We start from the raw sequence: 12,019 nt of genomic DNA on the forward strand, positions 1-12,019 counted from the left end.
CCGACTCGCGGCTCCACGACTGTGGGCCGAACCGCGGAACTATAAGCCAGCGGGTGCTGGCACCGGTCCGCGGTTCGGCCCTCGGCCGGACTCGTTATTTATTGTTTGAAGGTATTGCTGCCTTCGGGTACGCCTCCTTCAGGCCCTGCGATCCAAACCGACTGTCACAGGGGCGCCCGCTATCAGGCCCGGTGCGGAGAGCCAAGTTCCACAGGATCTTCGTCCGTCAGGTAGGCAAGCTCCGAGTGCGCGGCGATGTCGATACCGCGCATTTCGTCCTCGGGCTTGATCCGCAGACCGATCGTCTTGTCCAGGATCTTCGCCAGGATCCACGTGATCCCGAATGAGTAGGCGAGCACTGTGACCGTAGCCAGGGCCTGGACACCCAGCAGTTCAACCCCGCCGCCGTAGAAGAGGCCGCTCACGCCGTTCGGGGCCGCGTCGGTGGCGAACAGGCCGATAAGCAGGGTGCCGAGGATGCCTCCCACGAGGTGGACGCCTACGACGTCGAGTGAATCGTCATAGCCGAGGCGGAACTTCAGTTCGATGGCCAGGGAGCAGACGGCACCGGCGATCGCGCCGATGGCCAGTGCACCAAGCGGGCTGACAGCGCCACAGGCGGGGGTGATGGCAACCAGGGCCGAGATGAGGCCGGACGCTGCGCCCATGCTGGTGGCCGCGCCGTGACGGAGTCGCTCAATCAACGCCCAGGCGAGGAGCCCGCCAGAAGCCGCCACTGCAGTGTTCAGAAAAACCACTGAAGCGGACTGGCCGGCGGACAGCGCGGACCCCGCGTTGAAACCGAACCAGCCTACCCAGAGCAGTCCTGCACCAACGAGCACGAGCGGCCTGCTGTGCGGCTTGGTGTGTTCCATCTTGGGCCAGCCGGAGCTCTTGCCCAGGACGAGTGCCAGGGCCAGGGCCGCGGCGCCGGCGTTCATGTGCACAGCGGTTCCACCGGCGAAGTCGATTGCCTTGATGCCGCTCGCGATCCAGCCGCCGGTAACGCTGCCGTCAGCAGAGGAGAAGGCGAACACCCAGTGTGCGATGGGGAAGTAGACAATGGTGGCCCAGATCCCGGCAAACAGCATCCACGCGCCGAACTTCATGCGTCCGGCTGCCGCTCCCGCAACCAGGGCCGTGGTGACACACGCGAAGAACAGCTGGAATGCAGCGAAGAGTATGACCGGAATCGATGCTGCCTCATCTGCCGCGAGCAACTGCCCCATGCCCGGGAATTCGGTGACGTCACCGATCAGTCCCAGGCCGCCCACGGAATTGCCGAAGGCCATCGAGTAGCCGAAGAGTGCCCAGAGCACAGCCACCAGGCTGGCGCCGCCGAAGCACATCATCATCATGTTAAGAATGCGACGAGACCCCACCATGCCCCCGTAAAACAGGGCCAGGGCCGGGATCATCATGCAGACCAGCGCCGAGCTGGCCAGAATCCAAGCGACATTTCCCGAATCCATAGGAACCCCTTTCGTGATGCGAAGAGAGAACGGAAATTGCCCGGAGAGCCGCTCCGGAGGAGGGACGCGGAGTCAGTACCACGTTCATCGGAGGGCAGCGATTGCCGTCTGATTCCAACTGTATGGCCGCTAAAGGCCGGTGGGTTTCCGGCTGGTTAAATCAACGTTTCAGTCACGGGCATGTGAGTTTCACACGTCCCGCAAGTGCAGTTCGGCCTTGAGTAACGGCACGACGGTTGTGCAGGATTACAGGACGGTCGTGCAGGATTACTTGGCGGAGACAGCCAGAAACCGGATGGGCAGGTCCAGCAGCTCCAGCGGCCCGTGCGGCCCTTCGCCGTCGAGCAGGAGTGAGTCCCCCGCCTCCATCGCGTATTCGTAGGCGCCGTGCCCATAGACCATTTTTCCGGCCAGCATGTAGATGAACTCCGTTCCCGGGTGCTGGAACAGCGGAAAGACGTCGGAAGCGTCGGTGAGGGTGACCAGGGTGGGTTCCAAGGCGTCGGTGCGGCCCTTGAGTGTGCCCAGCACGCGGTATTCGTGGCCGTGCTGCGTGCCGCTGCGCACTGTCAGGCTGCCCTGGCCGCTTCTGGTGAACGTGGCATCGCGGTCCGTTTCCGCGCCCCGGAAGAGGGCAGTGACGGGGATCTTCAGGCCGTCGGCAAGGCGCTGCAGGGTGGTCAGTGAACACGATGTGGTGGCCGTTTCGATCCTGGAGATCATGGCTTTGGACAGCCCCGTCCTCGCTGCAAGCTCCGCTGAGGACAGGCGGTTGGAGGTGCGGTAGTGCCGGACCTGGGTGGCAATGACCTGCTCGAGTTTCCCGGCAAAAGCGCCCATGTTGGCGGCGGCCTCCCCGCCGGGCGTAGGAGTAGTCGCGGCGGATTCTTCCCGGGCGTCATTGGTCATAAGAGCCATCATAGGTGGCTCCGCCTGCACTGCCAGGCGAAGAACCTGCGGAACTGCCAAGCTTGCCGAACCCTGCCCGAACGCTGCGGATAACGGCCGGAATCCTTGATGCTCGGAAGTCAATATTGAACCAAGAGCACACCGATCCAACCAGACCACGTGGGCGAACACTCAGCAGGGACCGCAAGGAAGCAGGGAAAGCCGTGAGTCAAGCAGCAGCTCTGGACGAACGTACCGTCGGCGGCGCCATCACGGATGACCACACCGTTGAATTCCACACCCGGGGACTGGCCGGCTGCATCGACAAACTGACCATTCCGCTGCGCCAGGGCGGGGTCTCGGTCCGCTGGGAGACCCCTCACCACGGCGTCGAAATACCGATGGCCTGCGCCGCGCTGCTCTACCAGTCCGCGCAGGAAACACTCACCAACGTGTTCAAGTACTCACAGGCCACAGAGGTGACCGTCCGACTGGCAGCCGTTTTCCACGGCATCCGACTGACCGTCACGGACAAGGGCGTCGGCTTCAGCTCTGAGGGCCAAGCCCTCAACTGCAGGAAGCATGGCTACGGCCTGTGCCTGATGACCATGGCCGTGCACGAAGCCCATGGCACCATCGCCATTGACTCCGCTCCGGGCCAAGGCGCCCAAATAACCATCACTCTTCCCCTGGATTAGCGCCGGAACCAGCCAAGCTATTCGCCCCCAGTTCGCGCCCAGGCTGTGCCAGGGAGCGCCCGGGCAGCACTACCCGATGACGCGCGTCTCACCCAGGAGCCCCGCCAGCGAGTCCGCGAGCGCTGCGGCACCCGCCTCGGCGTCCGAGTCCTCCACGAGTTCGTCGGGCGAATGCGAGACGCCGGTGGGATTGCGGACGAACAGCATCGCGGTGGGGATCTGCGAACTGAGGACACCGGCGTCGTGCCCCGCCCCAGTGTCCAGGACGGGCGCAGCCGGAAGCAGCCCCTTCAACTTGTCCCGCAGCCCCGCGTCGAAGTGCACGGTGGGGCTGAGGGACTCCATGGTGAGGCTGGCGGTGCAGCCTTCCTCGGCGGCCAGGACCTGGGCGTTGAGCCCGATGGATTCCACCAGCGCTGCGGTGACGGAATCGTCCGGATGCCTGACGTCGATCCACAGGTCCACCCGGGAGGCGATCACGTTTGTCCCGCCGGGGACGGGCTGGAGCCGGCCGACGGTGGCCCGGGCGTCCCGGTATTTCCGGGCCGTGTCGCGGATGCCCACCATGACCTTGGCGGCGGCAATCATGGGGTCCTTCCGCTCTTTCATGAGCGTCGTTCCGGCGTGGTTTCCCTGCCCCAGAATACTGAGCTTCCACCGGCCGTGGCCAAGGATGGACGAGCCGATGGCCACCGGCTGGTTCAGGTCGATCAGGCCCCGGCCCTGTTCGACGTGCAGCTCCACAAACACGCCCAACTGCTGGAGGGTTTTGTAGTCGGCGCCGATGATCCGGGGATCCTGGCCGTTGGCCGCGGCGACATCCGCGTAGGTGTTGCCTTCCGGATCCTTGAGCCGGCGTACCTTGTCCGGATCCAGTTCGCCGGTGAGGAGCCGCGAGCCCAGGCAGGCCACGCCGAAACGCGACCCTTCCTCTTCCGGGAAGACGGCTATGGCCAGTGGCCGCCGTGGCCGTAGGCCCCGTGCCTTCAGAACATCGACGGCGACCAGCGCCGACGCGACCCCCAGCGGTCCGTCGTACTCACCGCCGCCGGGCACGGAATCGAGATGGCTGCCCGTGACCACGGCGTTCCGGCGTGTGCCGGCGGCGGTGTCCCACCACGCCCAGATGATTCCGTTGTGGTCAGTGTTGACGTCCAGCCCGCGCCGCCGGGCCTGCTCCATGAACCAGCTCCGCAGCTCGGTTTCCGCGCTGGAGAACACAGGCCGTGAATAGCCTCCGCGGGTCCTGTCGCGTCCGACGGCGGCAATATCCCTCAAGAGGCCGCTCACCGTGGCTGCGGGCGGCTGCGTTGTGGACGGCCGGGCCGCGGACGCCTGAGTCGGGCGGGTTGCGGAAGTCAGGGGAGCGGTCACGGGGGTCCGTTTCTCGAGGTGCGGGCGGTGGGTGGTGATGGGTGACACTCAGCGGCTGCTGACCGCCGTCGTCGCGGTTCGGAAACGCAGCGGCACATTGGCCGCTCCGGTGGCAAGGTCAGCCGCCCACCGGCCGATCAGCGGTGCGAACTTCGCGCCGTGGCCGGAGCAGGGCGAGAGAATGGTGAGGTTGTGGACGCGGTCTATGATGAAGTCCTCGTTGGGCGTGTTGGTGAACAGGCAGGTGGTCTCGGCGTACGGTTCCGGGTCAAGGCCGGGCAGGAAGCTGCGGACGTAGTCCACCACCCGGCTGCGGTTGGCGGGGTTCACTTCACCGGTCTGTGCCGCGGCGCTGGGAAGGAACCGGCCGCCGTTGTACTCGGCCACTTTCTGCCCGGCAAAGTCCGCGTCCCGTCCGCCGGGAAGGCCGTAGACCTGGATGTCCTCACGTTTGTGGATGAACGTCGGCCAGGGGGTGGCGGTTTCCGGTTCCCTGTAGCGGAAGTGGAACGCCTGCTCCTGCCGGACCGTGATTTCCGGGAGCCCGGCCAGGAAGCCCGAGGGAAGGGACAAACCCCCCAGCAGCCCCGGCAGCCAGCCGCCCGCGCTGATTACTACATTGCCGGCGTCGAACCTTTCCCCCGCAACCGAGCGAAGCCGGTAGCCGGCGGCTGTCTTGTCCAGCCCTTGCAGCTGCCAGCCGGTGAGCAGCCGGGCGCCGTGCCTGACCGCCTGCTCCACCATGGCATTGACTGCGGTCTCGGCGTCGATCACTCCCGCGTCCGGGTGCCAGAGCACTTCCGTGTCGAAGGCGATCTGCGGCCAGCGCGCCGAGGCCTCGGCCGCGTTCAGCAGCTCGTGCCCGATCCCCGCACCGGCCAGTACCCCGGCGAGCAGCCGCGGGTGGCGTTCGGAGCCGAAGTCCGCGGCCCCCGCCGGGGTGATCAGCCGGGAGCCGCTGTTCAGCGCAAGGACGTCCCACAGTTCCTTGGACTCCTGCACCGCGTGGGTATAGAAGGGGTCCGGGTAGGCGTAGCGGAAGATCCGGGCGGACCCGTGCGAGCTGGCATCGTGGCTGGCGGGGACGTTGCGTTCCAAGATGGTGACCTGGTGGCCGCGGGCCGCGAGCTGCCACGCTGTGGCAGCACCGGCCAGGCCGGCGCCCACCACCACATAGTCGGAGGAATCGGTCATCGTGGGCTCCTGTTCCGGCGCTTACTTGGCGCCGGGGATCCAGCTGGTGCCGGCCAGGGGAACGCGGGCCATGGCTGAGGCTTCGATGGTCAGCGCCACAAGGTCCTCCGGTTCGAGGTTGTGCAGATGCGACTTGCCGCAGGCCCGGGCGATGGTCTGCGCTTCCATGGTGAGGACGCGCAGGTAGTTGGCGAGGCGGCGGCCGGCGGCTACCGGGTCCAGCCGGGAGGCGAGCTCCGGGTCCTGGGTGGTGATGCCGGCGGGATCGCGGCCGTCCTGGAAGTCGTCGTAGAACCCGGCGGCGGAACCCAGGGCGGCGTATTCAGCGGCGTAGCGGGGATCGTTATCACCGAGGGCAATCAGCGCGGCAGTCCCGATGGCGACGGCGTCCGCCCCCAGCGCCATGGCCTTGGCGACGTCGGCCCCGGTGCGGATGCCGCCGGAGACGATCAGCTGCACCTTGCGGTGGACGCCGAGTTCCTGAAGTGCCTGGACGGCCTGCGGGATGGCGGCGAGGGTGGGGATGCCGACGTTTTCGATGAAGACCTGCTGCGTCGCGGCGGTGCCGCCCTGCATGCCGTCCACCACCACCACGTCGGCGCCGGACTTCACGGCGAGGGCGGTGTCGTAGTACGGCCGGGAGGCGCCGATCTTGACATAAATGGGGGTCTTCCAGTCGGTGATTTCGCGCAGCTCGCCGATCTTGATTTCCAGGTCGTCCGGGCCCGTCCAGTCCGGGTGCCGGCTTGCCGAGCGCTGGTCAATCCCAACCGGCAGGGTGCGCATCCCGGCCACTCGTTCGGTGATTTTCTGCCCCAGGAGCATGCCGCCGCCGCCGGGCTTGGCGCCCTGGCCGAGCACAATCTCGATGGCGTCGGCCTTGCGCAGGTCGTCCGGGTTCATGCCGTACCGGGACGGGAGGTACTGGTACACCAGATGCTTGGACTGGCCGCGCTCCTCAGGGGTCATGCCGCCGTCGCCCGTGGTGGTGGAGGTCCCTACCTCGGACGCGCCGCGTCCCAGCGCCTCTTTCGCGTTGGCGGACAGGGCGCCGAAGCTCATCCCGGCGATGGTCACCGGGGTCTGCAGGTGCAGCGGCCTGGACGCGTGCCGGTCGCCGAGGACGACGTCGGTATCGCACTTTTCGCGGTAGCCCTCAAGCGGGTAGCGGGACATGGAGGCGCCGAGAAACAGCAGGTCGTCAAAGTGCGGGAGCTGGCGCTTGGCGCCCCAGCCGCGGATGTCATAGACGCCGGTGGCGGCGGCCCGCTGGATGTCGGCGATGGTGGCCCGGTCGAACGTGGCGGACTCGCGCAGGCCCAGTTCAGCGATGTCCTGGGTGGGAATGCTCTGCGCGGGGAGCGCTGCCTCTTGGGGCAGTGAGGTGACGGTCATGATGGCCTCCTAGTACGACGTCGAGTTGTCGACGTGGAAGTGGTAAAGGTTCCGGGCTGAGCCGTAGCGCTTGAATTCGGCAGAGTTGTCGGTGCGGCCGGCCGCGGCCAGCAGCTCGCGGAGTTCGTCCATGTGTTCGGCCTTCATGGGTTTTTCGATGCAGTCGGCGCCGAGGGAGGCCACGGTGCCTTTGACGTAGATCCGGGCCTCGTAGATGGAATCGCCCAGGGCTTCGCCGGCGTCGCCGCAGACCACCAGGCGTCCGGCCTGCGCCATGAACGCGGACATGTGGCCGATGTTTCCGCCCACTACGATGTCCACGCCCTTCATGGAGATCCCGCAACGGGCACCCGCGTTGCCGTCGATGACCACCAGGCCTCCGTGGCCGGTGGCCGCGGCGGACTGGGACGCGTCGCCCGTCACGTGGACCCGGCCGGACATGATGTTTTCGGCGAGGCCGACGCCGGCATTTCCGGTGATGGTCACGTCGCCCTTCTGATGCATCCCGGCCGCGTAGTAGCCGGCATGGCCTTCGATGCTGACAGTCACGTCCGCTGATATGCCGACGGCGAGGCTGTGCTTGCCGCCGGGGCTAGTAACGGTCCAAGATTGGCCGTCAACCGCGTTGTGGAGGGCCTGGTTGAGGTCCCGGACGGGGCTGCCGGCCAAATCGACGCTGAACGAGTCCTGAGTTTTTTCCGCGTTTTCGGGGGCTGTCAGAGTGACCATGTGTAGACCTTTCCGGGTTCCGGTTCAAAGATGCGGGCTGTTTCGATGCCGGGCAGCGCTGCCAGGGCACGGTATTCGGAGGCCATGGCCACGTAATCGTCGGTTTCGGCGATGATGGCCGGCTTGCAGGCGATGGGGTCCCGGACCACGGCCATGCTGTCCGCGGTGGTGACCACCAGGGTGTAGAAACCGTCAAAGACCTTGCCTAGGTTTACCAGGGCCTCTTCCAGGGTGTCGCCCTGCTTCAGGCGCGAGGCGACGTAGCGGGCGCCCACCTCGGTGTCGTTGTCCGAGTCGAACACGACACCTTCGCGCTTGAGTTCACGGCGGATCGTGGCGTGGTTGGAGAACGAGCCGTTATGGACCAAGCAAAGGTCGTCCGCCACGGAGAATGGGTGCGAGCCGCCGGCAGTCACGGCGGACTCGGTGGCCATGCGGGTATGGGACAGTCCCTGGCTGCCGGCCATGGCCTCAAGTCCGTGCTCGGCAGCGACCTCCATCGGATGGCCCACACTCTTCATCACGGCCACGTGCTCACCGCGGCCGATGATCGTGGCGGCCGGGAGGGTCTCGCTGACCGCTTTCACGAGCAGGTCAGTGCCGACGGCGGCACTTACCAGGGTGGTGTCGCCCACCACGCGCACCGTGGCGGCGGCCGAGGACGGCAGCAGGGATCCCAGCCCCGCGGTAATGGCATCGAGCGGCATGCCCTGGTCTTTGCCCAGGAGGCTGAGTGTGGAGGTGCCTTTGCGGACGAGGCCTGGGGTGTTGTAGACGGCCAGGCCGGCGGAATCCGGTCCGCGGTCCACGATCTGGCACATCATCGAGGACAGGAGGCTGCCCATCTGTGGGTGCAGCAGGGGGTTGCGCAGCTGCAGCGCGGCGATTCCGCACATGGTCGGGTCCTTTTCGTAGGAGAGCTGATTCTTGGTCGGGCTGGTCAGATCGAGGTCAGGTAAGTGCGGATTTCCCAGTCGCTGACCTGGTTATGCCAGCTCAGGAATTCCTCTTCCTTGGCGTCCGCGTAGTATTTGCCAATTTCCTGGTCGCCGCTGAGGCTGGACAGGATCACCGGGTCCCTTCTCAGGGCTTCGACGGCGTGGAGCAGCGTGGCGGGCAGGAGGTGGGCGCCGGGCTTGGACTCGCCGGGGCCTGACGGCAGGCCTGGATCCACAGTCTTTTCAACGCCGTCCAGCCCTGCCGAGATAGCCGTGGCGATGGCCAGGTACGGGTTGGCTGAGCCGTCGCCCGAGCGCAGTTCGATCCGTTTGTTGTCCGGCACACGGATCATGTGGGTACGGTCGTTGCCGCCGAACGAGGCCCTGCGCGGGGACCAGGTGGCGCCGGAGGAGCTGGTGGTGGCACCGGAGCGCTTGTACGAGTTCACGGTGGGCGCCAGGAAGGCCTGAAGTGCCGGTGCGTGCTCCAGGATGCCGCCGATGAACGAATAGGCGAGGTCCGAGAGCCCCAGGCCGCGGCCGCCGTCGTCCCCCGGGAACAGTGCCTCGGCACCGGACCACAGGGACAGGTGGAAATGCAGGCCCGTGCCGGTCCGGTCCGTGAACGGCTTCGGCATGAACGTGGCCGTCATGCCACGCTGTTCGGCCAGGATGTTCAGGATGTAGCGCAGGGTGACCACGCGGTCCGCCGTGGTGAGGGCATCCGCGTAGTTGAAGTTCTGTTCGAACTGTCCCGCGGCGTCCTCGTGGTCGTTGGCGTAGTTGCCCCAGCCCAGGACGTTCATCGCCTCTGAAATGGAGGTCAGGTGGTCGTACATCCGCGTGACGCCGCGGGCGTCGTAGCAGGGGCGGGGTGAATCGTCGCGGACGTCCGCGGTGCTCAGCGTGCCGTCGTCGTTCTTGTTGACCAGGAAGTACTCAACTTCCGCACCGACTTTTGCCTGCATGCCCTGCCCGGCCAGCCGGGCCAGGGTGTTTTTCAGGATCACCCGCGGGGCATACGGCCAGGGCTGACCGTTCACGTGCGGATCGCAGTGGATGATCGCCAGGCCCTCCTTGATGAAGGGCACCGGGGTGAAGGAGGCCAGATCCGGGACGGCGATGAGGTCCGCGTCCTGGGGCTGCTGGCCGATCAGCCCGGCGGCGTAGCCGGCAAAGCCCATGGTGCCGCTCTCAAGCTCGTCTGCGGCCGCGACCGGCACCAGCTTGGCGCAGGGCTTGCCGGTCATGTCCACGAAGGTGGCCAGCAGGAAGCGGACGTTGTGGGCGCGCGCGATGTCCGCCAGGGAAATTCTGTGCGTTTCAGGCACTGCCTGGTCAGTGGATACAGCAGGGGTTGCGACACTCGTCATCGAAACATTCCTGTCCGGTTGGTGTTAGCTACTAGTAAACCTTGTTGAACCACAGTAGCCAATCGGTTGTTACAGCGGCTCGGCCGCCATGTTAAATCCGCGTTACGAGGAGCCGGCCGGAAGACGGGCTACCGCAAAAAGATGAAGACCTCTTGGGTTGGGCAGTTGTGGAAACCACCGACCCAAGAGGTCTTCACTCGCTTACGGCACACCCAACGCTTGGCAGCGTGCGTCTAAACTGCCGCGTTGCCGCGCTCTCCCGTCCGTACACGGATGACATTGGAGATGTCCTGCGTCCAGATCTTTCCGTCCCCCAGGTTTCCGGTACGCGCGGCGAGCACAATGGTCTCAATGACGGAGTCGGCCTCTTCTTCGGTGACGATGAGATCGATGCGGATTTTGGCCCGGAAATCGACGCGGAATTCTTTTCCACGGTAGATCTCGGCGTGTCCTTTCTGGGCTCCGTAGCCCTTGACCTCGGTGACCGTGAGCCCTGTGTGTAGGGTATCGGTCAGCGCTTGCTTCACCTGTTCGAGCCTGAAGGGCTGAATAATGGCTGTGACAATTTTCATGGTGCTCCTCATATGGTGTTTGGGCGGCCCTGGCCAGGCCTATTCAGAGGCCGCATATGCCGATTCTGCGTGGAGGGCGACGTCCAGTCCACGGTGTTCGGTTTCTTCGTCCACGCGAATCTGCATTGTCTTGTTCATGACCCAGGCTATGGCGTAGGTCATGACGAACGCGTAGGTGCAGGTTGCCACGATGGCAATCAGTTCGCGCCACAGGATGCTCCAGTCACCGCCGAAAAGGATGCCCACTTCCCCGGCGGGGGCCGATCCTGCCCCGATGAGCACCACACAGAGCGTGCCCACGATTCCACCGATGCCGTGCACGGCGAACGCATCAAGAGTGTCATCCACCTGCCATTTCTGTTTCCAGGTGATCGCCCAGCAGACGACCGCTCCGGACGCTATTCCGACAACGAGCGCCCCAAGGGGATTGACCGCATCTGCCGATGGAGTGATTCCGACGAGGCCGGCGATGGCGCCAGTGGCCAGGCCCAGGGTGGTTGCACGTCCGTCACGGATTTTCTCGACCACGAGGTAGCCGATGATGCCCGCACATCCCGAGAGGAGCGTTGTCATCACAACGTACTGGGACAAGAAGTTTGCTCCCGCGGCGGAACCGCCGTTGAAGCCGAACCATCCGAACCAGAGGATCCCTGCGCCAAGGATCACGAGCGGGAGATTGTGGGGTTTGGTCTGTGGCGTCTTTTGCTTGCCGAGGACCAGCGCCAGGGCCAGGGCCGCAACACCAGCGGTCATATGGACAGCTGTGCCCCCGGCAAAGTCATGGAGGTGGACGGCATTGCGCAGCCATCCGCCCACGTAGCCGGTTTCCTCGTCTGAATAGGTAAAGACCCAGTGTGCGATGGGGAAATAGACCAGCGTGAGCCAGATTGCGGCGAAGATGAGCCACGCACCGAACTTCATTCGACCGGCCGCGCCGCTGGCGACGATGGCAATAGTGATTGCCCCGAACAAGACGAAAAATGCTGCCCAGTAGATGGGCTGCGCGCCACCGGATCCGTCGTCGACTTCAAATCCGTTCATTCCGAGGAATTCAAACGGATTGCCGACAAGGCCGAGTCCAGCAACCGAATTTCCGGAGACCATTCCGTACCCGAATAGGACATAAAGAACGGCCGTGACTGCGAGGGTGCTCAGCACCATCATGAACATATTGAGAACGTTTTTCGTCCCCAGGAGGCCTCCGTAGTACAAGGCGAGACCTGGGAACATGAGGGCAACGAGGGCGAACGCGGCAAGGAGCCACGCGAGGTCGGCCTGGGGCATGGGGGAACTCCAATCAGAGACTAGCTTTGGACGAAAAAGAGGCGGGCGCCCAGTACGGTGGCGCAGTACGGTGCCGGATCACCCTCAGGAGGATCACCTAGG

At 65.3% G+C, this 12,019-nt stretch carries 11 protein-coding genes; 1 reads left to right on the plus strand and 10 read right to left on the minus strand.

Annotated elements, in window-relative coordinates; translation table 11 throughout:
- Positions 1-182 precede the first annotated feature (182 nt).
- On the minus strand, positions 183-1,472 hold the full coding sequence (locus NG701_RS14945) for an ammonium transporter (RefSeq protein WP_252568590.1): 1,290 nt from the start codon (positions 1,470-1,472) through the stop codon (positions 183-185).
- A gap of 267 nt (positions 1,473-1,739) precedes the next feature.
- A complete protein-coding gene (locus NG701_RS14950; protein ID WP_252568591.1) occupies positions 1,740-2,381 on the minus strand; it encodes a helix-turn-helix domain-containing protein in 642 nt (213 codons plus the stop codon).
- A 203-nt stretch (positions 2,382-2,584) separates the two neighbouring features.
- On the opposite strand from NG701_RS14950, the gene NG701_RS14955 reads away from it, so the two are divergent.
- Entirely contained in the window at positions 2,585-3,058 is a 474-nt protein-coding gene (locus NG701_RS14955; protein ID WP_252568592.1) for a sensor histidine kinase, read from the plus strand.
- 69 nt (positions 3,059-3,127) lie between these two features.
- Here the strand turns inward: NG701_RS14955 and NG701_RS14960 are convergent, their stop codons facing one another.
- From NG701_RS14960 to NG701_RS14995, 8 genes are all read right to left on the minus strand, one after another.
- Complete coding sequence (locus NG701_RS14960) at positions 3,128-4,348, minus strand: allantoate amidohydrolase (protein ID WP_252568689.1); 1,221 nt, start codon at positions 4,346-4,348, stop codon at positions 3,128-3,130.
- Positions 4,349-4,480: 132 nt separating this feature from the next.
- Positions 4,481-5,626: an FAD-dependent oxidoreductase gene (locus NG701_RS14965; RefSeq protein ID WP_252568593.1), complete on the minus strand. Its 1,146-nt coding sequence runs from the start codon at positions 5,624-5,626 to the stop codon at positions 4,481-4,483.
- 21 nt (positions 5,627-5,647) lie between these two features.
- Positions 5,648-7,021, minus strand: a complete 1,374-nt coding sequence (locus NG701_RS14970; RefSeq protein ID WP_252568594.1) for an FMN-binding glutamate synthase family protein — start codon at positions 7,019-7,021, stop codon at positions 5,648-5,650.
- A 9-nt stretch (positions 7,022-7,030) separates the two neighbouring features.
- Complete coding sequence (locus NG701_RS14975; protein WP_252568595.1) at positions 7,031-7,750, minus strand: GltB/FmdC/FwdC-like GXGXG domain-containing protein; 720 nt, start codon at positions 7,748-7,750, stop codon at positions 7,031-7,033.
- Complete coding sequence (locus NG701_RS14980) at positions 7,738-8,646, minus strand: class II glutamine amidotransferase domain-containing protein (protein ID WP_252568596.1); 909 nt, start codon at positions 8,644-8,646, stop codon at positions 7,738-7,740. The genes NG701_RS14975 and NG701_RS14980 overlap by 13 nt, the downstream gene beginning before the upstream one ends.
- 44 nt (positions 8,647-8,690) lie before the next feature.
- A complete protein-coding gene (glnT, locus tag NG701_RS14985) occupies positions 8,691-10,061 on the minus strand; it encodes a type III glutamate--ammonia ligase (protein ID WP_252568597.1) in 1,371 nt (456 codons plus the stop codon).
- Positions 10,062-10,294: 233 nt separating this feature from the next.
- Positions 10,295-10,633, minus strand: coding sequence for a P-II family nitrogen regulator (locus NG701_RS14990; RefSeq protein WP_252568598.1), 339 nt, complete (start codon positions 10,631-10,633; stop codon positions 10,295-10,297).
- 39 nt (positions 10,634-10,672) lie between these two features.
- On the minus strand, positions 10,673-11,917 hold the full coding sequence (locus NG701_RS14995; protein ID WP_252568599.1) for an ammonium transporter: 1,245 nt from the start codon (positions 11,915-11,917) through the stop codon (positions 10,673-10,675).
- Positions 11,918-12,019 lie beyond the last annotated feature (102 nt).

Origin of the sequence: Pseudarthrobacter cellobiosi (assembly GCF_023913815.1) — a bacterium.
Classification (GTDB): Bacteria; Actinomycetota; Actinomycetes; order Actinomycetales; family Micrococcaceae; genus Arthrobacter; species Arthrobacter cellobiosi.

Excerpts from the sequence above, each read along its gene's own strand:
- glnT (WP_252568597.1), bottom strand. The coding sequence starts at position 10,061 with ATGACGAGTGTCGCAACCCCTGCTGTATCCACTGACCAGGCAGTGCCT.
- NG701_RS14980 (WP_252568596.1), bottom strand. The coding sequence starts at position 8,646 with ATGTGCGGAATCGCCGCGCTGCAGCTGCGCAACCCCCTGCTGCACCCA.
- NG701_RS14945 (WP_252568590.1), bottom strand. The coding sequence starts at position 1,472 with ATGGATTCGGGAAATGTCGCTTGGATTCTGGCCAGCTCGGCGCTGGTC.
- NG701_RS14995 (WP_252568599.1), bottom strand. The coding sequence starts at position 11,917 with ATGCCCCAGGCCGACCTCGCGTGGCTCCTTGCCGCGTTCGCCCTCGTT.
- NG701_RS14950 (WP_252568591.1), bottom strand. The coding sequence starts at position 2,381 with ATGACCAATGACGCCCGGGAAGAATCCGCCGCGACTACTCCTACGCCC.
- NG701_RS14970 (WP_252568594.1), bottom strand. The coding sequence starts at position 7,021 with ATGACCGTCACCTCACTGCCCCAAGAGGCAGCGCTCCCCGCGCAGAGC.
- NG701_RS14975 (WP_252568595.1), bottom strand. The coding sequence starts at position 7,750 with ATGGTCACTCTGACAGCCCCCGAAAACGCGGAAAAAACTCAGGACTCG.
- NG701_RS14965 (WP_252568593.1), bottom strand. The coding sequence starts at position 5,626 with ATGACCGATTCCTCCGACTATGTGGTGGTGGGCGCCGGCCTGGCCGGT.
- NG701_RS14990 (WP_252568598.1), bottom strand. The coding sequence starts at position 10,633 with ATGAAAATTGTCACAGCCATTATTCAGCCCTTCAGGCTCGAACAGGTG.